We start from the raw sequence: 26,213 nt of genomic DNA, 5'->3' as shown, positions 1-26,213 counted from the left end.
GATAAGGCGCATCGCGCCGCTATCCGGGATAACATTAACGGCGGTTGCCGAAGATACGCAGCAGCATCAGGAACAGGTTGATGAAGTCCAGATACAGCGTTAAAGCGCCGAGAATCGAATATTTACGCAGCGTGGCGCTATCGCGGGTATCAATCTGCTCGCCGATGTTTTTCAGCTTCTGGGTATCGTAGGCGGTCAGGCCGACAAACACCACCACACCAATGTAAGTCACCGCCCACATCAGCGCTTCGCTCTTCAGCCACAGGTTAACCAACGACGCCAGCACGATACCAATCAGCCCCATAAACAGCATGCTGCCGAAGCCGCTCAGATCGCGCTTGGTGGTGTAACCATACAGGCTCATCGCGCCGAACATCCCGCCGGTCACCACAAAAGTGCTGGCGATAGACGAATAGGTATAAACGATAAAGATGCTCGCTAAGGTTAGCCCGGTCAGCGCCGAATAAAGCATAAATAGCGTTGTCGCCATGCCCGCGCTTAAGCGCTGCACCATCCCCGAGAGCACAAACACCAGCGCCAGTTGGGCGATAATCAGCCCGAAGAAAGTGATTTTGCTTGAAAAGACGAACATCATGACCGCCGGGGTATTCGCCGCAAACCACGCGATAAACGCGGTTAACAACAACCCGACCGTCATCCAGCCGTAAACCTGCGCCATATAGGTCTGCAGGCCGCTGCGGCTCTGAACAATTGAATCGGAACGAGGGAATCTGTCCATGACTATCTCCTGATTAACAAGTTTCTCTCAGTAAGCGTATCACACTACCAACGCTCTGCCGCCTGATGATCGCTGTCGCGGGCATCGACCCAGCGTTCGCCTTCCGGCGTCGCCTCGCGTTTCCAGAACGGCGCGCGGGTTTTCAGGTAATCCATAATGAACTCGCCGGCGGCGAAGGCGCTGCCGCGGTGGGCGCTGGTCACGCCAACAAAAACAATCTCTTCGCCCGGCCACATTTCGCCAATGCGATGGATAACCGTCACCCGGCCAAGCGGCCAACGCTCTCGCGCCTGTTCGACGATTTCCGCCAGCGATTTCTCGGTCATGCCCGGATAGTGCTCCAGCGTCAGCGCTTTCACGCTGTCGCCGAGATTATGATTACGCACTTTGCCGGTGAAGGTGACCACCGCGCCGTCTTCATCGCGCTCGGCCAGCCACGGATACTCATCGCCGACGCAAAAGCGCGCCGGGCTAACCACGATACGAGTTTGCGTCATCTTAGCCCCCGGTGACCGGCGGGAAAAACGCCACTTCGTCGCCGCTCGCGACCGGATGGTCAAACGAGGTCAGCGTCTGGTTGACTGCCGCCAGCAATTTTCCCTCTTCCAGCGCCAGCGCCCAGCGGTCTCCGCGCGCGGCAAGCTGCTGACGGACGGCTTCAACGGTCGGCAATTCGCTGGCGTCGAGAGTCAGGGTATCGGTGCCAACCAGTTCGCGCACCTGGGCAAAAAACAGGACGTTAATCATGGGCTTCCTCCACCTTAAAATCGCCGGACTTACCGCCGCTTTTCGCCAGCAGACGTACCGGGCCAATCACCATATCTTTCTGTACCGCTTTACACATATCGTAAATCGTCAGCGCGGCAACCGAGGCCGCGGTCAGCGCTTCCATTTCTACGCCGGTTTTACCGGTCAGGCGGCAGAGTGACTCAATGCGCACGCGGTTATGTTCCGGCTGCGCCTGCAGGTTCACTTCTACTTTGCTGAGCATCAGCGGATGACACAGCGGGATCAGCTCCCAGGTACGTTTCGCAGCCTGGATCCCGGCGATACGCGCGGTGGCGAACACATCACCTTTATGGTGGCTGCCGTCAATAATCATCGCAAGCGTTGCGGCCTGCATTTCAACGTAAGCCTCAGCGCGCGCCTCGCGTACCGTTTCCGCTTTGCCGGAGACGTCAACCATGTGGGCTTCGCCCGCGGCGTTAATGTGGGTCAGTTGTGACATAAACTATTTCTTTAAATGAGGAATGAAGTTACACGGGCGAGTGCGCGCATCCAGCTGCGGCGCGATAATATTGTCCCACGCGGTGGCGCAGGCCTTAGTCGAGCCCGGCATGGCGAAAATCAGCGTGCGGTTGGCAACACCGGCAACGGCGCGGGACTGCAGCGTCGAGGTGCCAATCTCTTCAAACGAAAGCATACGGAACACTTCGCCAAAACCTTCGACCTCGCGGTCAAACAGCGGCAGCAGCGCTTCCGGCGCTTGATCGCCGTCGGTAAAACCGGTACCACCGGTGATCAGCACCACCTGCACCTCATCGCTGGCAATCCACGCCGAGACCTGGGCGCGAATCGCGTAGCGGTTCTCTTTCACAATCGCCTTATCGACGAGGATATGTCCCGCTTCGTGCAGCGCATCGCGCAGCCAGTGGCCGGAGGTATCGTCCTCTTCGCCGCGGCGGTTGGAAACGGTAAGAATAGCAATACGGGTCGGGATAAACTCAGCGCTAGCCTGGCTCATCTGAATGCTCCTTTCGAAAACGATTATCCGCCAATATACGATAGATTCTGCGTAATACCGGTGTTGCCCTGGTGCAGGAAATGGGTCTGCTTTTTATGGGTTAAGGCTTCGGCTATCCGCGCTTCCAGCTCGGCCTGCTGCTCGTCCTCGGCCATCAGGTCGCGCAGATCTACGCCGCCTTCGCCAAACAGACACAGGTGCAGTTTGCCAACGGATGAGACGCGAAGACGGTTACAGGTGGCGCAGAAGTCTTTTTCATAGGGCATGATCAAGCCGATTTCGCCGGCGTAATCCGGATGGCAAAAGACCTGTGCCGGGCCATCGCTTCGCTGACGGATCTGATGGATCCAGCCGCGACGCAGCAGTTCATCGCGCAGCACCATGCCGGAAATGTGGTGACGGCGGAACAGGTCGCTGCCCTCGCCGGTTTCCATTAACTCAATAAAACGCAGCTGAATACGACGTGGTTTGATCCACGCGAGGAAGGTGTCGAGCTGGTGATGGTTGACATCACGCATCAGCACGGTGTTGACCTTAACCTTTTCAAAACCGGCGGCAAAGGCGGCGTCAATACCGTCCATCACCTGCTGGAATTTATCCTGACCGGTAATGACATGGAACTGGCGAGCGTCGAGGCTATCGACGCTGACGTTTATCGCCGTCAGCCCGGCATCGCGCCAGCGTTCGACATCGCGAGCCAGACGGTAACCATTGGTGGTCACCGCGATCTGACGAATCGCGCTGTTTTCACGCACGGCGGCAATAATCTCGGTAAAGTCGCGACGTAAAGAGGGTTCGCCGCCGGTAAGGCGGACTTTTTCCGTGCCAAGGGCGGAAAAAGCGCGCGTCACGCGGCGCACTTCGTCTACGCTAAGAAAGCCCTTGTTGGTCACGGCGCCGGGCTTGTAGCCATCCGGCAGGCAGTAGGTGCAACGAAAGTTACACACGTCGGTAATCGACAGGCGCAAGTAATAAAACTTACGCGCAAATGCATCAGTAAGCTGTGAGGCCATATACACCTTTCCAAGTACGGGAGGCGTGGTCATTTCTTTCCACGCCCTGGCGACAGCGCGGCTGCCGCGGCCAGAGCACCATATCTTGCGACACAGGTACTAAGGCTAGAGTGTTAGTTGGTTATGCCGATAGTAGCGCTTTCACGATGGTTTCGCCATTTTCATTTTCGCTATATAATCATCTATATATCGCTAATATCTTGCATTTTCAGTACAGAATAGCCAAAAATCACACTTTAACATTGATATCGGTCAGTTTGACGGAAACCGGGCATTATCTTTTAGGGGTAGATCGGATACGCTAAACCCGAACATTGAACAGAAGGAATTCGTATGCGCAATCGCACTTTCGCCGATCTGGACCGCGTCGTCGCCCTTGGCGGAGGCCATGGTCTGGGGCGGGTGATGTCGTCGCTCTCGTCGCTCGGCTCGCGCCTGACCGGCATCGTGACCACCACCGATAACGGCGGATCAACGGGGCGAATTCGCCGCTCGGAAGGGGGGATCGCCTGGGGCGATATGCGCAACTGCATTAATCAATTAATCGCCGAACCCAGCGTCGCTTCAGCAATGTTTGAGTACCGTTTTGGCGGCAATGGCGAGCTTTCCGGACATAACCTCGGAAATTTGATGTTAAAGGCGCTGGATCACCTGAGCGTACGGCCTTTAGAGGCCATCAATTTGATCAGAAATCTGCTTAAAGTAGATGCTTTCCTGATTCCGATGTCGGAACAACCGGTCGATCTGGTGGCGCTCGATCATGAAGGCCATGAAGTTTATGGTGAAGTGAATATCGATCAGTTGGATCACGTGCCTCAGGAACTGATGCTCAGCCCACCGGTGCCAGCGACTCGCGAAGCGGTTGAGGCCATCGCCGAGGCCGATCTGATCCTGATTGGGCCCGGAAGCTTCTACACCAGCCTGCTGCCCATTTTACTGCTCGACGAAATGGCCCAGGCGCTGCGGCGGACCCCGGCGCCCATGGTGTTTATCGATAACCTGGGTAAGGAACATAGCCCAGCCGCCAATCTGACGCTGGCGGACAGAATTACTATTCTGGAACATTACGTCGGCAAAAAAGTGATTGATGCCGCCATCGTCGGGCCGAAAGCCGATGTTAAGGGCATGGAAGAACGACTGGTGATTCAAACTGCGCTGGATGCCAGCGATGTCACCTATCGGCATGACCGCGTACTGCTTCGCCAGGCGCTGGAGCAGGCTATTCAGGCATTAGGTTAATCCTCAAGCGGCACTATTTTAAACAAGACGACGCCTCAGATTAAAATCTTAAGGTTGTCTTAAAATATCGCTGTCAACATAACGAGCATCTCCTACTAAGGGTATTCGTTATGTCGTTTATTTCTTTACGTCGGCCGGTACTCGGCCGCACGGCTTATTTGATTCTCTTTGCCTGTTATATCGGTATCTTTCTTAACCTGGCCTTTTATCGCCAGGTTTTCCCGCTACTGCCGGTAAACAATCTCCATAACTGGCTGGTTTTCCTCAGTATGCCGATCGTGGCGATTAGCGTGATGAACATCATCACCACCCTCGCCTCGTTCTTAAAACTCGACCGGGTGGTCATCAGCCTGTTTATTCTGCTGAGCGCCTCGGCGCAGTACTTTATCTGGACCTTCGGCGTGGTGATCGATCGTTCGATGATCGCCAATATCTTCGATACGACACCTGCGGAAAGCTTTGCTCTGCTGTCGACGAAAATGGTCATCATACTGGGCCTCTCCGGGCTATTGATGGTTCTGGTCGCCTGGTGGATTAAAGTTCGTAAACCGGCCTCTTTCTGGCGCGGCGCGGCGATGCGCCTGCTCAATATCGCCGTTTCAGCACTGCTGATTGTGCTGGTGGCGGCGCTGTTCTACAAAGATTACGCCTCGGTGTTCCGTAACAATAAAGAGCTGGTGAAATCGTTAAGTCCCTCCAACAGCATTGTGGCGCTGAACTCATGGTATGCGCATAACCGGATGGACAACCTGCCGCTGGTGAAGATCGGCGAAGATGCCAAACAGAAAGCGGTGATGCATAACGGCGCGCGTAAAAATCTGACCATCGTGGTGCTGGGAGAAACCTCGCGCGCTGAGAATTTCTCGCTGGGCGGTTACGATCGCGAAACTAACCCACGCCTGAAGCAGGACGACGTGGTGTACTTCCCGAAAACCACCTCCTGCGGCACCGCGACCGCGGTTTCCGTCCCCTGCATGTTCTCCAATATGCCGCGCGCGCATTACGATGAAGAACTGGCGCACCATCAGGAAGGCGTTCTGGATATTCTTCAGCGCGCCGGTGTACAGGTGCTGTGGAACGACAACGATGGCGGCTGTAAAGGCGCCTGTGACCGCGTGCCGCACCAAAACGTCACCAACCTGAACCTCAGCGGCCAGTGCATTGATGGCGAGTGCTACGATGACGTGCTGTTCCATAATCTGGATAGCTATATCGATAATTTACAGCAGGATGGCATTATCGTTCTGCACACCATTGGTAGCCATGGCCCAACCTACTACAACCGCTATCCGGCTGAATTCAAAAAATTCACTCCGACATGCGATACCAATGAAATCCAAAGTTGTACGCAACAACAGTTGACCAATACCTACGACAACACCATTTTGTATGTCGACTATGTAGTTGATAAAGCGATAAAATTGCTGCAATCAAAACAGGATAAATTTACCACCAGTCTGGTGTATTTGTCTGACCACGGCGAATCGCTGGGTGAAGACGGCGTGTATTTACATGGTCTGCCGTACTCCATAGCGCCGGACACGCAAAAACACGTGCCGATGCTGCTCTGGCTGTCGCCGGATTATCAGCAACGCTATGGCGTATCCAGCCAGTGTTTGCAACAACACGCGAAGACGAACGATTATTCACAAGATAATCTGTTTTCTACCCTGCTTGGCCTGCTCGGGGTAGACACCCGCGAGTATCAGGCAAAAGACGACCTTTTAACGCCATGTAGAGAGACCGGCAGATGAAAATCTTAGTCATTGAAGACGATGCGCTCCTGTTACAAGGGTTAATCCTGGCCATGCAAAGCGAAGGCTATGTCTGCGATGGCGTCGCCACCGCGCACGAAGCCGCGCTGTCGCTAGCCAGCAACCATTACAGTCTGGTGGTGCTCGACCTGGGCCTGCCGGATGAAGACGGTCTGCATTTCCTGGCGCGTATGCGCCGGGAGAAATTCACCCAGCCGGTGCTCATCCTCACCGCCCGCGATACCGTGGGCGACCGCATCAGCGGGCTGGATACCGGCGCTGACGATTACCTGGTGAAACCTTTCGCGCTTGAAGAGCTCAACGCCCGCATTCGCGCGCTGCTGCGTCGTCATAATAATCAGGGCGATAATGAGCTGACCGTCGGCAACCTGCGCCTTAATGTTACCCGTCGTCAGGTGTGGCAGGCCGGCGAATCGCTGGAGCTGACGCCAAAAGAGTATGCCCTGCTCTCGCGCCTGATGATGAAGGCCGGCAGCCCGGTGCATCGCGAAATTCTCTACAATGATATCTACAGCTGGGATAACGAACCGGCCACCAATACCCTCGAAGTGCATATTCATAATCTGCGCGACAAGATTGGTAAAGCGCGGATCCGCACCGTCCGCGGCTTTGGCTACATGCTGGTGAATAATACGGAGTCAGAATAACGCTATGGCACTGTTTGCGACCGAAACCTGGACCATGCGCCACCGCCTGCTGCTGACCATCGGCGCGATTCTGGTGGTCTGCCAGCTGATCAGCGTATTTTGGCTATGGCATGAAAGCAAAGAGCAAATCCAGCTGCTGGTTGCCAGCGCCATTGAGGGTCATAACAATCAAAGGCACGTCGAGCATGAGGTACGCGAGGCGGTCGCCAGCCTGCTGATACCCAGCCTGCTGATCATCGGGCTGGCGCTGTATATCAGCCTGGTGGCGGTGAAGAAAATCACCCGTCCGCTATCAAACCTGCAGAGCGAGCTGGAAAGCCGGACGCCGGATAATCTGCAACCCATTATTCTGCAGGAGTCGGTGCCGGAAGTGACCGCAGTGACCATGGCGATTAACCAACTGGTGTCGCGGCTGACCATGACGCTCGATCGCGAGCGTCTGTTTACCGCCGACGTCGCCCACGAACTGCGTACCCCTCTTGCCGGGCTGCGCCTGCATCTGGAACTGCTGGCGAAGGTTCACGGCGTCAGCGTTGATCCCTTAATTCAACGTCTCGATCAGATGACCAACAGCATTTCTCAGCTGCTACAACTGGCGCGCGTTGGGCAGTCGTTTTCCGCCGGGAGTTACCAGCAGGTTCATTTGGGCGAAGATGTGGTTGAGCCCCTGCAGGATGAGCTGAAAACAATGCTCGAAGCGCGCCAGCAGACCCTGGAGATAGAAAGCGGCGCAGGCGAGGATCTCATTTCCGGAGATGCGACGCTGGCGCGGGTGATTTTACGCAATCTGGTGGAGAATGCGCACCGCTATAGCCCCGCGGGGTCGAAGATTAAGATTTCGGTAAAACCGGGAAATACGCCGATTCTGGCAGTAGAAGATGAAGGGCCGGGCATTGATGAGGCCAAGAGCGGCGAACTGAGTAAAGCATTTGTCCGCATGGACAGCCGCTATGGCGGAATAGGCCTCGGTTTAAGCATTGTCACCCGCATCGCTCAACTTCACGATGCGCAATTCTTTTTGCATAACCGCCAGCCCGGGCCGGGCGTCCGAGCCTGGGTGCTGTTCCCGCGCAGTTCGCGTCAGAAGGTTAATACCCATTGATGGAAGAAGGCGACCACAATCACAAAGGCGGTCGCAATGGCCAGATATTCACGGTTAGTCAGTTTTTGCATGGCGCTATCCTCATTAAACTGAGGATAGTTTGGCTGAAGAAAATTAAGCCAACATTAAGATCCTAAGATAATAGCGTGACGGCAATTGCAAATTACGCATTGCCGTCATTTTTTAACCGTTCCCCGTATCGCCCTCACGATGCCGCAATAAACAGTTCGCGTAGCTGATGCAATTGATCGCGAATCTGTGCCGCTTCCTCAAACTCAAGGTTCTGCGCGTGCTGCATCATTTGCCCTTCCAGCTCGTGGATCTTCTGCTGCAGCGCTTTCGGCGTCAGTTCGACGCTATCGGCTTCCACCGGAGAACGGGCTTTACCGCGGCCTTTGGCTTTGGTCTTCGCGATGTTCTGACCCAGCGCCAGAATATCGACCACTTTCTTATTAAGCCCCTGCGGCACAATACCGTGCTCTTCGTTATAACGCTGCTGCTTCTCGCGGCGGCGTTCGGTTTCACCGATCGCCTTCGCCATCGATGGCGTGATTTTATCGCCGTAAAGGATCGCCTTGCCGTTAACGTTACGCGCCGCGCGGCCGATGGTCTGGATAAGCGATCGCTCGGAACGCAGGAAGCCCTCTTTATCGGCATCAAGTATCGCCACCAGCGATACTTCCGGCATATCCAGCCCTTCGCGCAGCAGGTTGATACCCACCAGCACGTCGAACTCGCCAAGACGAAGATCGCGAATAATTTCCATGCGCTCGACGGTATCGATATCGGAGTGCAGATAGCGCACCCGCTCGCCGTGCTCTTCCAGGTATTCGGTTAAATCTTCCGCCATGCGTTTGGTCAGCGTCGTCACCAGTACGCGCTCATTAATCGCCGCACGGGTACGGATTTCTGATAACAGATCGTCGACCTGCGTCGCCACCGGACGCACCTCGATGACCGGATCCAGCAGCCCGGTTGGGCGGACGACCTGATCTACCACCTCATCGCCGGATTTTTCCAGCTCATAGGCGCCCGGCGTCGCCGAAACGTAGATAGTCTGCGGCGCCAGCGCTTCAAACTCTTCGAACTTCATCGGCCGGTTATCCAACGCCGACGGCAGGCGGAAGCCATATTCCACCAGCGTCTCTTTACGCGCCCGGTCGCCGCGGTACATACCGCCGATTTGCGGGATAGTCACGTGCGATTCATCGATAACCAGCAGGCCATCCGCCGGCAGGTAGTCGAACAGCGTCGGCGGCGGCTCGCCCGGCCCGCGGCCGGAGAGAAAGCGCGAGTAGTTCTCAATTCCCGAGCAGTAGCCCAGCTCGTTCATCATCTCGAGGTCGAACTGAGTGCGCTGGCTCAGCCGCTGCTCTTCAAGCAGTTTGTTGTTCGCCAGCAGTACCTTGCGGCGGTCAGCGAGCTCGTCTTTGATCTCTTCCATCGCCTGAACGATACGCTCGCGCGGCGTAACGTAGTGGGTTTTCGGATAGATGGTATAGCGTGGAATGGACGATTCAACGTGGCCGGTCAGCGGGTCAAACAGCGATAGCCGTTCGACCTCTTCGTCAAACAGTTCAATACGCAGCGCGATATCATCGGATTCCGCCGGGAAGACATCGATAACCTCGCCGCGCACGCGGAAAGTGCCGCGCTGGAAGGCCTGATCGTTGCGGGTGTATTGCAGTTCGGCCAGCCGGCGCAGGATCGCCCGCTGATCGATCAGCATGCCGGTGGTCAGGTGCAGCATCATCTTCAGATACAGATCCGGATCGCCAAGACCGTAGATGGCGGAAACCGAAGCCACCACCACCACGTCGCGCCGTTCGAGCAGCGCTTTGGTGGCCGACAGACGCATCTGCTCAATGTGTTCGTTCACCGAGGCGTCTTTTTCGATAAAGGTATCCGAGCTCGGAACGTAGGCTTCAGGCTGATAATAATCGTAATAGGAGACAAAATACTCCACCGCATTCTCGGGAAAGAACTCTTTCATCTCGCCATACAGCTGCGCCGCCAGGGTTTTGTTCGGCGCCAGCACCATCGTCGGGCGCTGTAAATCAGCGATAACGTTGGCGATGGTGAAGGTTTTCCCCGAACCGGTTACCCCAAGCAGGGTCTGATGCGCAAGGCCATCTTCCAGCCCCTCTTCCAGGCGGCGGATGGCTTCGGGCTGATCGCCGGAAGGACGGAATGCGGAGTGCAGCTTGAACGGTTTGCTCATATTTCAGGACCTGAAGATGGGATTGGCCAGCAGGTGTTTAATTCTACCCTTCAGTTTGACTTTTGCCAATAAATAATACTGGATATAAAAACAGTATCGCATTATTGTATGGCGGTAAACGGACGCGTTGTACTCTGACGGCGGGCGTAAAATGCGCGCTTTGCGGAATAATCCACCAGCCTGTGTGGTTATCCCCAGAAACATTTATCATTTAACATTTGTCAAGCAAGGTAATGAATCTTTTATGGCAGCCGGTGACACTTTTCTGACAGCCATTGCTTTTATTTAACTTGCTGAAATAAAACATAATTTACCAAAAGACGGGTTTCGCGCCAATTTGCTCGCAGGCCGCGTACTCTCTAGCTTACCGCAAGTTTTCTAACTCTAATACACAAGGTTATCCACAGGAATAGTGGATAACTGTCTGCAGGCCGCGAGGTCTGCCACCCGGCAGAAAAGTCTCATCGGACCAAAGCCCGCGACTAAAAAAAATTATCGAATTTTTTTTGATATTTATCAGCTAAAGACGGCTGGATTTTTTGCGTTTTCTGGACCACATTTCATCGTCCTGTCAACAAAAAATAGAGCCGTCTCGCAGGCTTATGCGGGATTATTGCAGTGGGCTCAGATCCAGGTACTGCGCGAGATCCTTACGCTGCGATGCGTCGGCAAGCCAGGGAATTTCCCCCAGCAGCGGCGCTGGCAATACCCGCATTAAGGTTTGCAGATATTCGCGATGGCGTTTACCCGGCGGCTGGATATCGTTGGCGATCCAGCCCACCAGCGGCAGCCCTGCCTTGCGTACCGCCTGGGCGGTGAGCATCGCGTGATTGATACAGCCAAGTTTAACGCCGACGACTAAAATCACCGGCAGTTGTTCCTGCTGCGCCCAGTCGGCGAAGGTCAGGGTTTCCGAGAGCGGCGTAAACCAGCCGCCCGCCCCTTCCACCAGCACCCAATCGGCCAGGCGTTCCAGCTCGCGTAAGCCGCAGGAAAGCGTGGTCGCGGCGATTGGTCGTCCTTCATCGGCGCTAATAATATGCGGCGAGGTCGGCTCGGCAAAGGTATAAGGGTTAACCTGTTCATAGCGCAGCGCTACCCGGCTATTGCGCTGCAGGGCCAGCGCATCTTCATTGCGTAACCCGTGTGCGGTCAGGTCGCTACCGGAAGCCACCGGCTTATAGCCCGCGGTGTTAAATCCCAGCTGATTCGCCGCCTGCAGCAGCGCGCTGCTGGCGACCGTTTTACCGACTTCAGTATCGGTTCCGGTAACGAAGAAACGTTTAGTCACGTTCAATGACTCCTGTAAAAAGATGATACGTCAGCGGGCACTGGCCCTGCTGTTGCGGCCAGGCCAGCTGCAGTTCGCGCAGCTTGCCGCGGCTAAGCGGCGCAGACGACCGCCCCTGGTGTAAATGGGTGGCGCCAATGCCCTTTAGCGAGCGCATGGCGCTTAACGCGTCGGCGAACGGTAAGCTAATCTGATGCACGACGCCTTCGGCGCGCAGGCCGCTCAGCGCCGCCCTTACCGCCTGTTCGCTGAGAAAACGGTTAGCATGGGGATGGTCGTCGACCGCCCGCCACGCTTGATTGAGTTCCGGTAGCGATCCGGCGAGCAACGTGGTGAACGCTACTCGCCCGCCGGGCCGCACCACCCGGTACAGCTCGCCGATTGCCGCGCTTAGCTCGTCACACCACTGCACCGCCAGGTTACTCCATGCCAGATCGAAGCAGGCATCCGGCAGCGGCAGCGCTTCGATATCGCCCTGCAGATAATGCTGCGCGGCGTCGTTGCGTTGCGCCTGCGCCAGCATCCCGGCGGAGAGATCCAGCGCGGTAACTTCGCTTCCCGCTTCGCGCCAGTAACGGCTCATGCTGCCGGGGCCGCAGCCGGCATCGAGCACCCGGGAAAAATCGCTCCGCGCCAACTGGCGCAGCAGCAATTCAGCGCTGCGGCGCTGCAGCTCATCATGTTGCGTATAGCCGCTGGCCGCCCGACCAAACGCCGCGGCGACCGCCAGCTTATTCACCGTGGTCATGCAGCACCTCCAGTAAACGAGCAATGTCCTCAGCCTGATGAGCGGCAGTCAGAGTCAGGCGCAGGCGAGCGCCGCCGACGGGAACCGTCGGCGGGCGAATAGCGGTAGCCCAACAGCCGGCCCCGCGTAGGCTGGAGGCCAGGGCCAGCGCTCGCGCGTTGTCGCCGACAATCAGCGGCTGAATCGCGCTCCGGGAATCGGTCAGCCCCAGCGCAACATCGCCCATTCCTGCGCGGAACTGACGGATGCGGGCGCTCAAGATTTCCCGCCGCTGCTGGCCCTCATCGCTGCGAATGACCCGCAGGGCCGCGCTCAGCGCCACCGCCTGCGCCGGCGGCATCGCGGTGCTGTAGATAAGATGACGGGCAAACTGCAGCAGATAGTCGGCCATCGATTCATTGCACAGTACCGCCGCGCCGCTTACCCCAAACGCCTTGCCGAAGGTGACTACCAGCAGCTCCGGACGAACCGCCTGCGTATGACAGCTTCCGCGCCCTTCATCGCCAATCGCCCCGATTCCGTGAGCATCATCAACCAGTAATAATGCTCCGGCGCTGCGGGCTGCCGCCTGAATGTCAGCCAGCGGCGCGCTGTCGCCGTCCATGCTGAAAATCCCTTCGGTAACGACTAACTGCTGGCCGTCCAGCGGTTTCGCCAGCAGTTGAGCGAGCTGTTGCGGGTCATTGTGGGTAAAGCGGCGCAGCTGCGCCGGGCTGAGGCTTGCCGCCTCCAGCAGGGAGGCATGGCTCAGGCGATCGGCCACAATCCGATCGTCTTTTTCCGCCAGCGCGGCAATCAACGCCTGATTCGCGGCAAAGCCGGAGATAAACAGCAACGCGCGCGGATAGCCCAGCCAGTCGGCAAGTTCCTCTTCCAGCACGCGATGCGCCTCGCTATAGCCGCTAACGTGGCCCGACCCGCCGGAACCGACGCCATAACGTTCCGCTCCCTGCTGCCAGGCGGCGATAATCTCGCCATGCTGGCTCAGGCCGAGGTAGTCATTACTGGAGAAGTTGAGCCAGCGCTCCCCTTCACGCTCCAGCCAGCGTCCGGCGCCGTGGCTTACCGGTAGGCGGCGGCGGAAAGCCTCCGCCGCCCGCCGTTCATCCAGCGCTCGATCGATTCGTTGCTGCCAACTCATAGCGCCGCCGCGTTGTAGTATTCCTCTGTGTCCGGGGTGAGTAAGGCCTGCTCCAGGCGCTGCTGCTGCTCATTATCGCCTTCCAGCACCGCCGTCTGCTGCGGATTGATCCCCAGCTTGCGGAACAGCTGCAGGTCTTTATCTTCTTCCGGGTTAGGCGTCGTCAGTAGCTTGCAGCCATAGAAAATCGAGTTCGCCCCGGCCATAAAGCACATCGCCTGAGTCTGCTCGTTCATCTGCTCGCGCCCGGCGGAGAGACGCACGTAGGAGGTAGGCATCATGATGCGCGCAATAGCGATCGTGCGGATGAAATCGAAGGCGTCGACATCGTCGTTATCCGCCAGCGGCGTACCCTTGACCTTCACCAGCATATTGATGGGCACGCTTTCCGGCGGCGTTGGCAGATTGGCCAACTGCAGCAGCAGCCCGGCGCGATCGTTCACGGTTTCCCCCAACCCGACGATGCCGCCGGAGCACACTTTAATCCCGGCATCGCGCACCTTATCCAGCGTATCCAGACGCTCCTGATAGGTACGGGTGGTGATGATGTTGCCGTAAAATTCCGGTGAGGTGTCGAGGTTATGGTTGTAGTAATCAAGCCCCGCGCCGGCCAGACGCTGCGCCTGACTATCGGTAAGGGTACCGAGCGTCATACAGGACTCCAGCCCCAGCGCCTTGACGCCTTTGACCATCTGTTCCAGGTACGGCATATCGCGGTCGTTGGGGTTCTTCCACGCCGCGCCCATGCAGAAACGGGTCGAGCCGGCGTTTTTCGCCTGACGCGCCGATTCCAGCACCTGCTCGACTTCCATCAGGCGCTCGGATTCAAGGCCGGTTTTGTAGCGTGCGCTTTGCGGGCAATATTTACAATCTTCCGGACAAGCGCCGGTTTTAATCGATAGCAACGTACTGACCTGCACCTGACGCGGGTCAAAATGCTGACGGTGGATTTGCTGCGCTTCAAATAGCAGATCGATGAGCGGTTTATTAAATAACTCAGTTACTTGCGACATTGTCCAACGTGCGTGGTGAGCCATTAGCCTCTCCAAAGGGTTTTGTTAATTTACGGTTCGGTTTATACTCGTAAACCTAAATGTTTTCAAAATGGTTTACAAGTCGCTTATGACACTGGACGATCTCGCCTTCGATCGGCGCCACATCTGGCACCCCTACACCTCTATGACTTCCCCCCTGCCGGTCTACCCGGTGGTTTCCGCCCACGGTTGCGAGCTGTCCCTCGCCGGCGGCGAACAGCTGGTTGACGGCATGTCCTCCTGGTGGGCGGCGATCCACGGCTACAATCACCCGCGCCTGAATGCGGCGATGAAAGCGCAGATCGACCAGATGTCGCACGTGATGTTCGGCGGGATCACCCATCCGTCGGCGGTGGCGCTCTGCCGCCAGCTGGTGGCGATGACGCCGGAATCGCTGGAGTGCGTTTTCCTCGCCGATTCCGGTTCGGTGGCGGTAGAAGTGGCGATGAAAATGGCGCTGCAGTACTGGCAGGCTAAAGGCCAACCGCGCCGTCGTTTCCTGACATTCCGCAACGGCTATCACGGTGACACCTTCGGCGCGATGTCGGTCTGCGATCCGCAGAACTCGATGCACAGCCTGTGGCAGGGCTATCTGCCGGATAACCTGTTTGCCCCCGCGCCGCAAAGCCGCTTCGACGGCGAGTGGGATGAGATGGATATGGTGCCGTTTGCCCGCCTGATGGCCGCGCATCGCCACGAAATCGCCGCGGTGATCCTCGAACCGGTAGTCCAGGGCGCCGGCGGGATGCGCATGTACCATCCGGAGTGGCTAAAGCGAGTGCGTAAAATGTGCGACCGGGAAGGGATTTTGCTGATCGCCGATGAGATTGCCACCGGCTTTGGCCGTACCGGCAAACTGTTCGCCTGCGAGCATGCCGGTATCTCCGCCGATATTCTGTGTCTGGGTAAAGCGCTGACCGGCGGTACCATGACCCTTTCCGCCGCCATCACCACCCGAACGGTAGCTGAAACCATCAGCGATGGCGAAGCCGGCTGCTTTATGCACGGCCCCACCTTTATGGGCAATCCGCTGGCCTGCGCGGTGGCAAGCGAAAGCCTGCGCCTGCTGGAGAGCGGCGAATGGCAACAGCAGGTAGCGGCGATTGAAGCCCAGCTGAAGGCCGAGCTGGCTCCGGCGCGCGAGTCAGAATGGGTCGCCGACGTGCGCGTACTCGGCGCGATTGGCGTGGTTGAAACCCGTCATCCGGTCAACATGGCCGCTCTGCAGCGCTTTTTCGTTGAGCAAGGGGTATGGATCCGCCCGTTTGGCCGCCTGATTTACCTGATGCCGCCGTATATCATCAGCCCACAACAGCTGACTCGCCTGACCCGAGTGGTCAATATGGCGGTACAAGAAGAAACATTTTTTAGCGAATAAACAGCGGAATTGCGCTGTCGGGACGGCTACACTTCTTTGTTAATCAGCGCATTATCAATGAGGATGAAGCATGAAACTGACCAGTCACGATCTGCAAGACGGCGGCAAGCTGCCTAATCGTCACGTATTCAACGGTATGGGATACGATGGCGATAATCTTTCGCCGCATCTGATGTGGGACGACGTTCCCGCAGGAACCAAAAGCTTTGTCGTCACCTGCTACGACCCGGATGCGCCGACCGGTTCCGGCTGGTGGCACTGGGTGGTAGCCAACCTGCCTGCCGATACCCGGGTTTTACCGCAGGGGGCCGGTTCCGGTCAGGCGGAGCTACCGGAAGAGGCCATTCAGACCCGCACCGATTTTGGTAAGGCCGGCTACGGCGGCGCGGCGCCGCCGAAGGGGGAAACCCACCGCTACATTTTTACCGTACACGCGTTGGATATCGATAAGATTGATATCGACGCCGAGGCGAGCGGCGCGATGGTCGGCTTTAATGTCCATTTCCATTCGCTCGCCAGCGCTTCCATCACCGCCCTGTTCAGTTAATTATCCCCCCGGATAGCGGCTTGCGCCTTATCCGGGCTACTCGCTATGGTCAGTGCCATTTGTAGCCCCGGTAAGCGCAGCGCCACCGGGGAGATTGACCTTACTGTTCCGTGGCCACCTGCAGCGCGGTTTTACGCACGCGCGCGTACCACACCACCGTCAGCAGCCCCAGCCACACCAGCCCGGCTAACAGCGCCACGCGCGTCTCTTCCACCATTCCCAACACGGCGATTACCAGCCCCATAAACAGTAGCGTCAACAGCGGGCCAACCGGCCAGAAGGGGATCGGGAATTCGATCTTACTGCGCTCTTCAGCCGACAACCCGCGGCGCATCGAGAAATGAGAGAGCAGGATCATCAGCCACACCCAGACGGTGGCGAACGCCGCCAGCGAGGCAATCAATACAAATACCTGTTCCGGCATCAGATAGTTAAGCACCACCGCCACCAGCAGCGCCACGCCCATCACCACGACCGTCATCCAGGGTACGCCGTTGCTGGCGATCCGCTGGAAGCACTTCGGCGCCAGCCCCTCTTTCGACATACCGTACATCATGCGTCCGGCGCCAAAAATATCGCTGTTAATCGCCGAGATACTGGCGCTAATCACGATGATATTCAGCACGGTCGCCGCCGCCGGGATCCCGAGACCATCGAAGATCAGCACAAACGGACTGCCCTGCTCGCCAAAACTATTCCACGGGAAGATCGCCATCAGCACCGCCAGGGTGCAGACGTAAAACAGAATAATACGCAGCGGAATGGTGTTGATGGCCTGCGGGATGACCTTCTTCGGGTTCTGCGCTTCCGCCGCGGTGACGCCGATAATTTCCACGCCGCCGAAAGCGAACATCACGATGCCAAGCGAGGCGATGATCCCCTGCCAGCCATTTGGCGCAAAGCCCCCGTGGCTCCACAGATTTTCCAGCCCGGTGGCCGGGAAACTATGGCCAAAGCCAAAGAAGATGATCCCTGCGCCCGCCGCCATCATGGCGATAATCGCCACCACTTTAATCAGCGACAGCCAGAACTCCATCTCGCCGAACACCCGCACGTTGCACAGGTTCATCGCGCCAATAAAGAAGATGATGCTAAGGATCCAGATCCAGCGCGGCACATCGGGATACCACAACCCCATATAGATACCGAATGCGGTGACGTCGGCCAGCGCCACGATCACCATTTCAAAGGTGTAGGTCCAGCCGGTAATAAATCCGGCCAGCGGCCCAAGGTACTGGCGAGCGTAGCTGCCGAAGGAGCCGGAAACCGGATTGCGCACCGCCATTTCACCCAGCGCGCGCATGACCATAAAGACCGCCGCGCCGCCGATCAGATAGGCCAGCAGCACCGCCGGACCCGCCGCCTTAATGGCGGAGGCCGAACCGTAGAACAGCCCGGTGCCGATAGCGGAACCGAGCGCAATAAAACGAATGTGTCGGGCATTCAGCCCGCGCAGCAGATGCGGTTTGTGTTGTTGTTGCATATACAGGTGTCCTGGTTTTTTTATATGACGACAAATATGCGATGTAGGACGGTCGGGGGGATGACATCCCCCCGACGCGGGTACAGAGAACAACGGTGATTAATTCAGGCCAGGCAATACGGCAGGCAGCAGACGCGTCAGGTGACGTGCGGCCAAAAGCTCGGTGGCATTTTCAATATCAGGAGCGAAGAAACGGTCTTGGGTATAATGCGGCACGCGTTCGCGCAGCAGATGACGCGCCTCTTCCAGCAGCGGACTGGTGGTCAGCCCTTCGCGCATATCCAGCCCCTGCGCCGCCGCCAGCCACTCGACGGCCAGCACCCCACGGGTGTTTTCCGCCATCGCCCACAGGCGACGACCGGCAGCCGGCGCCATGGAAACATGGTCTTCCTGGTTCGCGGATGTTGGCAGGCTGTCAACGCTATGCGGGTGCGACAGCGCTTTGTTTTCACTGGCCAAAGCCGCCGCCGTGACCTGAGCAATCATAAAGCCGGAGTTGACGCCGCCATTTTTGACGAGGAACGGCGGCAGCTGCGACATATGGCTGTCCATCATCAGCGCGATACGGCGCTCGGAGAGCGAGCCGATTTCCGCGATCGCCAGCGCGATATTATCCGCCGCCATCGCTACCGGTTCGGCATGGAAGTTACCGCCGGAGATGACGTCATTTTCGGCGGCAAAGACCAGCGGGTTATCGGAGACCGCGTTCGCTTCGGCTAACAACACCTCAGCCGCCTGACGAATCTGCGTCAGGCAGGCGCCCATCACCTGCGGCTGACAGCGCAGAGAGTACGGATCCTGCACCTTGGCGCAGTTATGGTGCGACTGCGAAATCGCGCTGTCATCGGTCAACAGATGGCGATAGAGCGCCGCCGCATCAATCTGGCCACGCTGGCCGCGCACCTCGTGAATACGTGCATCGAACGGTCGACGCGAACCCAGCGCCGCTTCGGTGGTTAACGCTCCGCAAACGACCGCGGAGGCGAACAGATCTTCGGCTTCGAACAGGCCGCGCAGCGCAAAAGCCGTCGACGCCTGGGTGCCGTTCAGCAGCGCCAGACCTTCTTTCGCCGCCAGGGTAATCGGCTCCAGCCCTGCCTGACGTAACGCTTCCGTCGCCGGCAGCCATTCGCCGCCGCGTACCCGCGCTTTGCCTTCGCCAAGCAGCGTCAGCGACATATGCGCCAGCGGCGCGAGGTCGCCGGAGGCGCCGACGGAACCTTTCGCCGGGATCCACGGCGTCACGCCGGCATTGACCAGGCCAATCAGCGCCTGGATCACGCTCAAGCGGATCCCGGAGAAGCCGCGGGACAGGCTGTTAATCTTCAGCACCATAATCAGGCGCGCCAGGTCATCGTCCAGCGGCTCGCCAACGCCCGCCGCATGGGATAACACCAGCGAACGCTGCAGATTCTCCAGATCTTCCGTCGAGATACGGGTCTGCGCCAGCAGGCCAAAACCGGTGTTAATACCGTAGGCGGTCCGCCCTTCGGCAAGGATGGCGTTAACGCAGGCCACGCTCTCATCGATTGCCGCAAACGCGCTGCTATCGAGGGTAATGTTCAGCGGGTGGCTGTAAACGTCGCGGAGCTGCGACAGGCTCAGTTGCCCCGGAATTAGCGTTAAAGATTTCATTTAGCGTTCCCCTGCGTTGCCGCAACCATCGGAAGATTCAGACCCTGTTCCGCCGCACATTCAATGGCGATATCGTAACCCGCATCGGCATGACGCATCACGCCGGTCGCCGGATCGTTATGCAGGACGCGAGCGATACGCGCTGCCGCTTCATCGGTACCATCACAGACGATAACCATCCCGGAGTGCTGCGAGAAGCCCATGCCTACGCCGCCGCCGTGGTGCAACGACACCCAGGTCGCGCCGCTGGCGGTGTTAAGCAGTGCGTTGAGCAGCGGCCAGTCGGATACCGCATCCGAGCCGTCGCGCATGGCTTCGGTTTCGCGGTTCGGGCTGGCGACGGAGCCGGAATCAAGGTGATCGCGGCCAATCACGATCGGCGCGGAGACTTCGCCGCTACGCACCATTTCGTTAAAGGCCAGCCCCAGCTTCTGCCGCCACTCCAGACCTACCCAGCAGATACGCGCTGGCAGTCCCTGGAAGCTGATGCGCTCGCGCGCCATATCCAGCCAGTGGTGCAGATGCTTATCATCTTTAATGATCTCTTTCACTTTCGCGTCGGTTTTGTAGATATCCTGCGGATCGCCGGACAGCGCCACCCAACGGAACGGGCCGATACCACGGCAGAACAGCGGGCGGATATACGCCGGCACGAAGCCCGGGAAATCGAAGGCGTTGCTGACGCCCATTTCCTGCGCCATCTGGCGGATGTTGTTGCCGTAGTCGAAGGTCGGTACGCCCATTTCATTAAAGGCCAACATCGCCTGAACGTGGTCGGCCATCGAGCGTTTGGCCGCCAAAATAGTGCCCTGCGGATCGGATTCGGCTTTCTGCTGATACTCTTCCCAGCTCCAGCCTTTCGGCAGATAGCCGTGCAGCGGGTCGTGGGCGCTGGTCTGGTCGGTGACCATATCCGGGCGCACGCCGCGTTTCACCAGTTCCGGAACGATATCCGCGGCGTTGCCGCACAGCGCGATGGAGATAGCGCGGCCTTCGGCGGTATATTTTTTGATGCGCGCCAGGGCGTCATCCAGAGAAGTGGCCTGTTCATCCACGTAGCGGGTACGCAGACGGAAATCGATGCGGCTCTGCTGACATTCAATGTTCAGCGAGCAGGCGCCTGCCAGCGTCGCGGCCAGCGGCTGCGCGCCGCCCATACCGCCCAGACCGGCGGTTAACACCCAGCGGCCTTTCAGGCTGCCCTGATAGTGCTGGCGACCGGCTTCGACGAAGGTTTCATAGGTGCCCTGCACGATGCCCTGGCTACCGATGTAGATCCAGCTGCCGGCGGTCATCTGGCCGTACATCGCCAGCCCTTTGGCATCCAGTTCGTTGAAGTGTTCCCAGGTGGCCCAGTGCGGGACCAGGTTGGAGTTAGCGATCAGCACGCGCGGCGAGTTTTCATGCGTTTTAAATACGCCGACCGGTTTGCCGGACTGCACCAGCAGGGTCTCGTCGCTTTCCAGGTTTTTCAGCGCCTTCACGATAGCGTCATAGCATTCCCAGTTGCGCGCAGCGCGACCGATACCGCCATAGACCACCAGCTCATGCGGGTTTTCGGCGACATCGGGATCGAGGTTGTTCATTAACATACGCAGCGGCGCTTCGGTCAACCAGCTCTTGGCGGTAAGCGTCGTGCCTCTCGGGGCACGTACGTCCAGCTGGCGATATTTGCTTTGCGACATCGGGGTTTCTCCTGACAATTAACGTTGTGTACGTAGATACATATACTTGTCTATACAACTCTACGCAAGCCAGGATTTAACAGAAATGATACAATTTTGTTATATTGCGTCAGCAATCACGTTTTGCTGACGCCAGGGAGAATTACGAGCTGAAATGGCCCTGCAGCCGGTAGCGCGCGCCGGGGAACAGCAGGCGAGCGTGTGAGACAATATGCGTCGTCGACCAGGTTCGGCGGCGAATAAGCAGACAGGGATCGTGCGGCATGATGCGCAGCAGCGCGCACTCTTCTGACGTCGCCTGCACCGCCTCGACGATATGTTCGCCTTCGGTTAACGGCGCGATGAGCGATAGATAATCATGCGGCGTGGTGGCGGTGTAATCCTGTAGTAGATAGTCCGGCACCACCGCGGCATTGACGCAGCGATCTTCGATTTGTACCGGGACCTCGTTTTCGAAATGCACCATCAGCGAATGGAAGATACGCGTGCCTTCGGCGACGTTGAGCGCCTCCGCCTGGATAACATCCGCTTCGGTCTCCTCTAAAAGCAGCACCTCGCAGCGGTGCTGGTGACGGCGGGAGGCAATCTCATCGGCTATGCTGCGCACTTCAAACAGCGCCGACTGCCCTTTCGGCTCAGCGACGAAGGTACCGACTCCCTGTAGCCTCACCAGCAAGCCTTCATCCGTCAGCTCGCGCAGCGCGCGGTTGATGGTCATGCGGCTGAAGCCGAACTGGGCGACCAGTTCAGCCTCCGAGGGAATTCGGTCGTGCGGACGCCACTCGCCGCGGTGGATCTTTTCGCTGATCGCCTGCTTCACCTTTTCATAGAAAGGCGCGGGCGCGGAGCGAGGTTGTTGTGCAAACATGGCCTGGCTTTCCTTATGCGTAATAAGCGGAGCGGCGAAACGAAAATAATAGCGCGGATCGCTAGCGCCACCAATGGGCGATTTGCCATGCCAGACGGGCCGCCGCGCGGGCGCCCTGTCCGTCGATGTCAAATTGCGGATTAAACTCGACCAAATCCACCGCCTGTAGCTTACCGCTGCGGCACAACGGCTCTACGATCCGCAGCAGGGTCGCCAGCGGCACGCCCAGCGCCGCCGGCGCGGAAACCGCCGGCATTTCGCGCGCCGGCAGCACGTCGAGATCGATAGTCAGATACAGACGGTCGAATTGCGCGATATTGCGCTCAAGCTCCGGCAACACGCGAGTTTCGAAGGCCTCCAGCACCTCCAGATCCTCAACGATAGCCACCTGGCGGCGCGCCGCTTCATCCCACAGCGCCTGGGTGTTCGCCGCCCGGCTCACGCCGATGCAGGTATAGTGAAAACCTCGCTGCTGCGCCTCGCACTCCAGCGCCAGCTGGCGGAACGGCGTCCCGGAGCTGGCGCATTCGGCAAAGCGTAAATCCAGATGCGCGTCGAGATTAATAATGCCCACGTTTTCACCCGGGAAGGCATCCAGTACCCCAGCGCCGTGGCCGAAGGCCGTCTCGTGGCCGCCGCCCAGCACCAGCGTGCGTTTGCCGGCGCGTTGACAGGCGGCCACCGCCTCGCGCAGCGCCTGATGCGCGGCTTCTAACTGTTCACCGTCGACGCTAATCGTGCCCATATCCACGCAGCGGTCATGGCCCTGATGGCTGGCCATATTGGCCAACGCCCGGCGTAGCGTTTCCGGACCATGTCCGGCGCCGGTACGACCTTTATTACGCCGTACGCCTTCGTCGCAGGCGAAGCCGAGCAGCGCGATATCGCCGGGCATCTCCTGCGGCGCGAAGCGTTCCGCGCGGGCGATGGTCTGGAACAGGCGCAGCGCATTGGGCGCTTCCGCGCTATCATCACGCCCCTGCCAAAGGTTGGCGGGCGTAGCTTGCCACAGCATCATTGCAGTTCTCCTCGTACCACGCGCCCCCAGAGCGGCGCGCGCCCCGGCTCATACACCATCTCGACCGGATGTTCTGCATCCCAGATAGCGAAGTTTGCGACAAAGCCCGCCGCCAGCTGACCATGACTCTCCTGTCGCCCCAGCGCCCGCGCGGCATGGCGAGTCACCCCGGCCCAGGCCTCCTCCGGCGTTAAACCAAACTTGACGCAGGCCATGTTCATCGCCAGATGCAGGCTAGCGAAGGGGCTGGTGCCCGGGTTGAAATCGGTCGCCACCGCCATCGGCACCTGGTACTTGCGCAGCAGTTCCACCGGCGGTTTGCGGGTTTCGTTAAGGAAGTAAAACGCGCCGGGGAGCAGGGCTGCCACGGTGCCGCTTTCGCGCATCGCCGCCACGCCCTCTTCCGTCAGATACTCGATATGGTCGGCGGAAAGCCCGTGATAGCGGCTCACCAGCTGAGCGCCGCCCAACGACGAGAGCTGCTCAACGTGGCCTTTTACCGGAATGCCCAGCGCCTGCGCGGCCTGAAAGACGCGCTCGGTTTGCTGTGGGCTGAAGCCGACGTTTTCACAGAAGACGTCAACGCTTTCAAACAGTCCCTCTTGCCACAGCGTCGGCAGTATGGTCTCGCAGACCAGCGAGATATAGCCATCGGCGTCGCCATGATATTCCGGCGGCGTGGCGTGGGCGGAGAGCAGCGTCGCCGACAGTTCTACGCCATTGTCGTCGGCCAGTTGTCGGGCGACCCGCAGCATTTTGCGTTCGTTTTGCAGATCGAGACCGTAGCCTGATTTAATCTCCAGCGTTGTCACCCCTTCACGCAGCAGGCGAGCAAGACGCGGCTGCGCCAGCGCCAGTAGTTCAGCTTCGCTGCTTTCGCGCGTGGCGCGCACGGTGGAGTTAATGCCACCGCCGTTGGCGCTGATGGTTTGATACGACACGCCGTTCAGCCGCTGCTCCCACTCCTGCGCCCGGCTACCGCCAAAAATCAGGTGAGTGTGGCAGTCAATGAGGCCCGGCGTCAGCAGCCGGCCTTCGAGGTCGATTCGACGCCCCGCCGGGGCATCAGCATCGTCGACGATCGCCTCAATGCGGCCGTTACGCACCAGCAGCGCATGGCGCTCCAGCAGGCCGTACGGTTGGGAATAATCAGGGTTCAGGGTGGCGAGACGCGCGTTTCGCCAGATAACGAGTTCAGAGGTGGCTTCAGTCATAGCGTTCAACTTGTCATGGGTTGTATAGACATTTATTTTCATAACGCCGGTAATGTCAATAAAAGCGCGGGTAAATGTTATTTTTTTGTGACTACAGACGTTCCACTGTCACCAGGTATTGCGTAAAGAAGTGAAGTTTTTGAACTGGCATCTTCCCGTTTCGTTCAAGTTAGTATAAAACAGCAGGTTTTAAAGGACTTATACCCTGTCGCGCACAAAGGGTATGTAACTTTGCATATTATCGCCCGGAGCAACATGAACACATATTCCGTTTCCCGTCTGGCGCTGGCGCTGGCCTTCGGCGTGACGCTGTCCGCCTGTAGCTCGACGCCTGCCGATCAAAAGCCCTCAACGCAGACTGCACCGGGCAATACCGCACGGCCAATTCTTAGCGCCGATGAAGCGAAAAACTTCACTCAGGCAGCTTATTTCCAGTCGCTGACGCCGAATGCCGCCGCGTGGACGCCATCCGCGATCAGCCTGCCGGCGCAGCCTGATTTCATCGTCGGCCCGGCGGGCGCCCAGGGCGTGACCCACACGACTATTCAGGCCGCGGTCGATGCGGCGATTGCCCGCCACTCCGCGCGTCGCCTGTTCATCGCCGTTATGCCGGGCGAATATGCGGGTACCGTCTATGTGCCTGCCGCGCCAGGCGCGCTGACCATTTATGGTACCGGTGAAAACCCTGCCGACGTCAAAATCAGCGAAGCGATTGATTCCGAAATGGACCGCAATAGCTGGCGTCACCTGGTCAATCCGGGCGGCAAATACATGCCGGGCAAGCCCGCGTGGTATATGTTCGACAGCTGCCAGAGCAAATCCGCCGCCACCGTGGGCGTGATGTGTTCCGCGGTCTTCTGGTCGCAGAACAATGGCCTGCAGCTGCAGAACCTGACTATCGCCAACAATCTCGGCGATAGCGTCGATGCCGGTACCCACCAGGCGGTGGCGTTGCGCAGCGATGGCGACCAGGTGCAGATCAACAAGGTCAACATTCTTGGCCGCCAGAACACCTTCTTTGTGACCAATAGCGGCGTGCAGAACCGTCTGCAGGACAACCGTCAGACCCGCACGCTGGTGACCAATAGCTATATTGAAGGCGATGTGGATATCGTTTCCGGTCGCGGCGCGGTGGTATTCGATAATACCGATTTCCGCGTCGTGAACTCGCGTACGCAGAAAGAAGCCTACGTTTTCGCACCAGCAACGCTGAAAAGCATGACCTACGGCTTCCTGGCGACCAATAGCCGCTTCACCGCGTCCGGCGATAACGTCGCGCAGCTGGGCCGCGCGCTGGACGTCGACGGCAACAGCAATGGCCAGGTGGTGATTCGCGATAGCGTCATCAATGAAGGCTTTAACATTGCTCAACCATGGGCGGCGGCGGTCGGTTCTAACCGCGCTTTCAGCGGTAACGTTGGCGCGCAGGATGATAAAGGCAACCCGCAGCGTAACCTTAACGACAACGGCTTCAACCGCATGTGGGAATATAACAACCGCGGCGTGGGCAGCTTTGTGGTTGCCGCTCCGAAACAGTAATATTATCGGCCCGCGCTCTCCCCAGGCGCGGGCTTTTCTTGTTAACGCATACTCTCACCACAACCCCAATTAATAATTTTCGCCAACGGCGAATAAATCCTCCCGCTCGCGCGTTTACTCCTCAGAACCGACAACGCGATGCTTTATCGCGT

24 protein-coding genes and 1 riboswitch are annotated in these 26,213 nt (G+C 58.3%); of the genes, 7 read left to right on the top strand and 17 right to left on the bottom strand.

Translation table 11 applies throughout. From position 1 onward, the window contains the following. Nucleotides 1-34: 34 nt before the first annotated feature. The 6 genes from AC22LX_RS16040 to moaA all read right to left on the bottom strand — a co-directional run bounded on the left by AC22LX_RS16040 (nucleotide 35) and on the right by moaA (nucleotide 3,496). Complete coding sequence (locus AC22LX_RS16040) at nucleotides 35-739, bottom strand: Bax inhibitor-1/YccA family protein (RefSeq protein WP_045395050.1); 705 nt, start codon at nucleotides 737-739, stop codon at nucleotides 35-37. 44 nt (nucleotides 740-783) lie between these two features. Next, the gene (gene moaE, locus AC22LX_RS16035; protein WP_032707649.1) at nucleotides 784-1,236 is read right to left on the bottom strand and encodes a molybdopterin synthase catalytic subunit MoaE; all 453 of its coding nucleotides are present in this window, start codon (nucleotides 1,234-1,236) and stop codon (nucleotides 784-786) included. Between the two features lies 1 nt (nucleotide 1,237). Beyond that, nucleotides 1,238-1,486 carry a molybdopterin synthase sulfur carrier subunit gene (gene moaD, locus AC22LX_RS16030; RefSeq protein ID WP_015367604.1) on the bottom strand — a complete coding sequence of 83 codons (249 nt, stop codon included), beginning with the start codon at nucleotides 1,484-1,486 and terminating at the stop codon, nucleotides 1,238-1,240. After that, nucleotides 1,479-1,967, bottom strand: coding sequence for a cyclic pyranopterin monophosphate synthase MoaC (moaC, locus tag AC22LX_RS16025; RefSeq protein WP_015367605.1), 489 nt, complete (start codon nucleotides 1,965-1,967; stop codon nucleotides 1,479-1,481). The genes moaD and moaC overlap by 8 nt, the downstream gene beginning before the upstream one ends. Before the next feature lie 3 nt (nucleotides 1,968-1,970). Then, nucleotides 1,971-2,483 (bottom strand): molybdenum cofactor biosynthesis protein B, encoded by a 513-nt coding sequence (gene moaB / locus AC22LX_RS16020; protein WP_487334088.1) that lies wholly within the window; start codon nucleotides 2,481-2,483, stop codon nucleotides 1,971-1,973. Between the two features lie 23 nt (nucleotides 2,484-2,506). After that, nucleotides 2,507-3,496, bottom strand: a complete 990-nt coding sequence (moaA, locus tag AC22LX_RS16015) for a GTP 3',8-cyclase MoaA (RefSeq protein ID WP_063447328.1) — start codon at nucleotides 3,494-3,496, stop codon at nucleotides 2,507-2,509. Next, nucleotides 3,484-3,621: riboswitch (molybdenum cofactor riboswitch) on the bottom strand. Its footprint overlaps the gene before it by 13 nt. Before the next feature lie 208 nt (nucleotides 3,622-3,829). Between moaA and yvcK the strand changes: the two genes are divergently transcribed. The 4 genes from yvcK (at nucleotide 3,830) to pmrB (ending at nucleotide 8,259) form a co-directional block, all read left to right on the top strand. Then, complete coding sequence (yvcK, locus tag AC22LX_RS16010; protein ID WP_045395054.1) at nucleotides 3,830-4,735, top strand: uridine diphosphate-N-acetylglucosamine-binding protein YvcK; 906 nt, start codon at nucleotides 3,830-3,832, stop codon at nucleotides 4,733-4,735. A gap of 110 nt (nucleotides 4,736-4,845) precedes the next feature. Further along, entirely contained in the window at nucleotides 4,846-6,489 is a 1,644-nt protein-coding gene (gene eptA, locus AC22LX_RS16005; protein WP_487334087.1) for a phosphoethanolamine transferase EptA, read from the top strand. Beyond that, the gene (gene pmrA, locus AC22LX_RS16000; RefSeq protein WP_487334086.1) at nucleotides 6,486-7,157 is read left to right on the top strand and encodes a two-component system response regulator PmrA; all 672 of its coding nucleotides are present in this window, start codon (nucleotides 6,486-6,488) and stop codon (nucleotides 7,155-7,157) included. Before eptA ends, pmrA begins: the two co-directional genes overlap by 4 nt. Nucleotides 7,158-7,161: 4 nt before the next feature. Then, nucleotides 7,162-8,259 (top strand): two-component system sensor histidine kinase PmrB, encoded by a 1,098-nt coding sequence (gene pmrB / locus AC22LX_RS15995; protein ID WP_045395056.1) that lies wholly within the window; start codon nucleotides 7,162-7,164, stop codon nucleotides 8,257-8,259. A 205-nt stretch (nucleotides 8,260-8,464) separates the two neighbouring features. On the opposite strand, the gene uvrB is transcribed toward pmrB, so the two are convergent. The 5 genes from uvrB to bioB form a co-directional block, all read right to left on the bottom strand. Next, on the bottom strand, nucleotides 8,465-10,480 hold the full coding sequence (uvrB, locus tag AC22LX_RS15990) for an excinuclease ABC subunit UvrB (protein ID WP_045395058.1): 2,016 nt from the start codon (nucleotides 10,478-10,480) through the stop codon (nucleotides 8,465-8,467). 610 nt (nucleotides 10,481-11,090) lie between these two features. Then, on the bottom strand, nucleotides 11,091-11,771 hold the full coding sequence (bioD, locus tag AC22LX_RS15985) for a dethiobiotin synthase (protein ID WP_487334085.1): 681 nt from the start codon (nucleotides 11,769-11,771) through the stop codon (nucleotides 11,091-11,093). Next, entirely contained in the window at nucleotides 11,764-12,519 is a 756-nt protein-coding gene (bioC, locus tag AC22LX_RS15980) for a malonyl-ACP O-methyltransferase BioC (RefSeq protein WP_045395063.1), read from the bottom strand. Before bioC ends, bioD begins: the two co-directional genes overlap by 8 nt. Continuing rightward, nucleotides 12,503-13,660, bottom strand: coding sequence for an 8-amino-7-oxononanoate synthase (bioF, locus tag AC22LX_RS15975; protein ID WP_487334084.1), 1,158 nt, complete (start codon nucleotides 13,658-13,660; stop codon nucleotides 12,503-12,505). The genes bioC and bioF overlap by 17 nt, the downstream gene beginning before the upstream one ends. Next, a complete protein-coding gene (gene bioB, locus AC22LX_RS15970) occupies nucleotides 13,657-14,697 on the bottom strand; it encodes a biotin synthase BioB (RefSeq protein ID WP_032714117.1) in 1,041 nt (346 codons plus the stop codon). Before bioB ends, bioF begins: the two co-directional genes overlap by 4 nt. A gap of 85 nt (nucleotides 14,698-14,782) precedes the next feature. On the opposite strand from bioB, the gene bioA reads away from it, so the two are divergent. Both bioA and AC22LX_RS15960 read left to right on the top strand, forming a co-directional pair. Continuing rightward, nucleotides 14,783-16,072, top strand: a complete 1,290-nt coding sequence (gene bioA, locus AC22LX_RS15965) for an adenosylmethionine--8-amino-7-oxononanoate transaminase (RefSeq protein ID WP_487334083.1) — start codon at nucleotides 14,783-14,785, stop codon at nucleotides 16,070-16,072. Nucleotides 16,073-16,142: 70 nt separating this feature from the next. Next, nucleotides 16,143-16,619, top strand: coding sequence for a kinase inhibitor (locus AC22LX_RS15960; protein WP_015367619.1), 477 nt, complete (start codon nucleotides 16,143-16,145; stop codon nucleotides 16,617-16,619). A 100-nt stretch (nucleotides 16,620-16,719) separates the two neighbouring features. On the opposite strand, the gene AC22LX_RS15955 is transcribed toward AC22LX_RS15960, so the two are convergent. The 6 genes from AC22LX_RS15955 to hutI form a co-directional block, all read right to left on the bottom strand. Continuing rightward, nucleotides 16,720-18,102, bottom strand: a complete 1,383-nt coding sequence (locus AC22LX_RS15955) for an amino acid permease (protein ID WP_015367620.1) — start codon at nucleotides 18,100-18,102, stop codon at nucleotides 16,720-16,722. A gap of 99 nt (nucleotides 18,103-18,201) precedes the next feature. Then, a complete protein-coding gene (gene hutH / locus AC22LX_RS15950; RefSeq protein WP_015367622.1) occupies nucleotides 18,202-19,737 on the bottom strand; it encodes a histidine ammonia-lyase in 1,536 nt (511 codons plus the stop codon). Then, nucleotides 19,734-21,422, bottom strand: coding sequence for a urocanate hydratase (hutU, locus tag AC22LX_RS15945; protein ID WP_015367623.1), 1,689 nt, complete (start codon nucleotides 21,420-21,422; stop codon nucleotides 19,734-19,736). Before hutU ends, hutH begins: the two co-directional genes overlap by 4 nt. A 142-nt stretch (nucleotides 21,423-21,564) precedes the next feature. After that, complete coding sequence (locus tag AC22LX_RS15940; protein WP_045395067.1) at nucleotides 21,565-22,290, bottom strand: histidine utilization repressor; 726 nt, start codon at nucleotides 22,288-22,290, stop codon at nucleotides 21,565-21,567. A 61-nt stretch (nucleotides 22,291-22,351) separates the two neighbouring features. Further along, the gene (gene hutG / locus AC22LX_RS15935; RefSeq protein WP_047049171.1) at nucleotides 22,352-23,308 is read right to left on the bottom strand and encodes a formimidoylglutamase; all 957 of its coding nucleotides are present in this window, start codon (nucleotides 23,306-23,308) and stop codon (nucleotides 22,352-22,354) included. Next, nucleotides 23,305-24,564 (bottom strand): imidazolonepropionase, encoded by a 1,260-nt coding sequence (gene hutI, locus AC22LX_RS15930; RefSeq protein ID WP_162184077.1) that lies wholly within the window; start codon nucleotides 24,562-24,564, stop codon nucleotides 23,305-23,307. Before hutI ends, hutG begins: the two co-directional genes overlap by 4 nt. 213 nt (nucleotides 24,565-24,777) lie before the next feature. Here hutI and AC22LX_RS15925 point away from each other — a divergent pair, with 213 nt between their 5' ends. Beyond that, a complete protein-coding gene (locus tag AC22LX_RS15925) occupies nucleotides 24,778-26,061 on the top strand; it encodes a putative acyl-CoA thioester hydrolase (RefSeq protein ID WP_045395070.1) in 1,284 nt (427 codons plus the stop codon). The last annotated feature ends 152 nt before the right edge of the window (nucleotides 26,062-26,213 follow it).

The organism is Klebsiella sp. PK01, assembly GCF_057624675.1.
Note: the sequence above shows the minus strand (reverse complement) of the source record. Positions and strands in the feature narration are given on the sequence as shown.

Coding starts and splice junctions, on each gene's coding strand:
- AC22LX_RS16040 (WP_045395050.1), bottom strand. CDS start 739: ATGGACAGATTCCCTCGTTCCGATTCAATTGTTCAGAGCCGCAGCGGC.
- moaE (WP_032707649.1), bottom strand. CDS start 1,236: ATGACGCAAACTCGTATCGTGGTTAGCCCGGCGCGCTTTTGCGTCGGC.
- moaD (WP_015367604.1), bottom strand. CDS start 1,486: ATGATTAACGTCCTGTTTTTTGCCCAGGTGCGCGAACTGGTTGGCACC.
- moaC (WP_015367605.1), bottom strand. CDS start 1,967: ATGTCACAACTGACCCACATTAACGCCGCGGGCGAAGCCCACATGGTT.
- moaB (WP_487334088.1), bottom strand. CDS start 2,483: ATGAGCCAGGCTAGCGCTGAGTTTATCCCGACCCGTATTGCTATTCTT.
- moaA (WP_063447328.1), bottom strand. CDS start 3,496: ATGGCCTCACAGCTTACTGATGCATTTGCGCGTAAGTTTTATTACTTG.
- yvcK (WP_045395054.1), top strand. CDS start 3,830: ATGCGCAATCGCACTTTCGCCGATCTGGACCGCGTCGTCGCCCTTGGC.
- eptA (WP_487334087.1), top strand. CDS start 4,846: ATGTCGTTTATTTCTTTACGTCGGCCGGTACTCGGCCGCACGGCTTAT.
- pmrA (WP_487334086.1), top strand. CDS start 6,486: ATGAAAATCTTAGTCATTGAAGACGATGCGCTCCTGTTACAAGGGTTA.
- pmrB (WP_045395056.1), top strand. CDS start 7,162: ATGGCACTGTTTGCGACCGAAACCTGGACCATGCGCCACCGCCTGCTG.
- uvrB (WP_045395058.1), bottom strand. CDS start 10,480: ATGAGCAAACCGTTCAAGCTGCACTCCGCATTCCGTCCTTCCGGCGAT.
- bioC (WP_045395063.1), bottom strand. CDS start 12,519: ATGACCACGGTGAATAAGCTGGCGGTCGCCGCGGCGTTTGGTCGGGCG.
- bioF (WP_487334084.1), bottom strand. CDS start 13,660: ATGAGTTGGCAGCAACGAATCGATCGAGCGCTGGATGAACGGCGGGCG.
- bioB (WP_032714117.1), bottom strand. CDS start 14,697: ATGGCTCACCACGCACGTTGGACAATGTCGCAAGTAACTGAGTTATTT.
- bioA (WP_487334083.1), top strand. CDS start 14,783: ATGACACTGGACGATCTCGCCTTCGATCGGCGCCACATCTGGCACCCC.
- AC22LX_RS15960 (WP_015367619.1), top strand. CDS start 16,143: ATGAAACTGACCAGTCACGATCTGCAAGACGGCGGCAAGCTGCCTAAT.
- AC22LX_RS15955 (WP_015367620.1), bottom strand. CDS start 18,102: ATGCAACAACAACACAAACCGCATCTGCTGCGCGGGCTGAATGCCCGA.
- hutH (WP_015367622.1), bottom strand. CDS start 19,737: ATGAAATCTTTAACGCTAATTCCGGGGCAACTGAGCCTGTCGCAGCTC.
- hutU (WP_015367623.1), bottom strand. CDS start 21,422: ATGTCGCAAAGCAAATATCGCCAGCTGGACGTACGTGCCCCGAGAGGC.
- AC22LX_RS15940 (WP_045395067.1), bottom strand. CDS start 22,290: ATGTTTGCACAACAACCTCGCTCCGCGCCCGCGCCTTTCTATGAAAAG.
- hutG (WP_047049171.1), bottom strand. CDS start 23,308: ATGATGCTGTGGCAAGCTACGCCCGCCAACCTTTGGCAGGGGCGTGAT.
- hutI (WP_162184077.1), bottom strand. CDS start 24,564: ATGAAAATAAATGTCTATACAACCCATGACAAGTTGAACGCTATGACT.
- AC22LX_RS15925 (WP_045395070.1), top strand. CDS start 24,778: ATGAACACATATTCCGTTTCCCGTCTGGCGCTGGCGCTGGCCTTCGGC.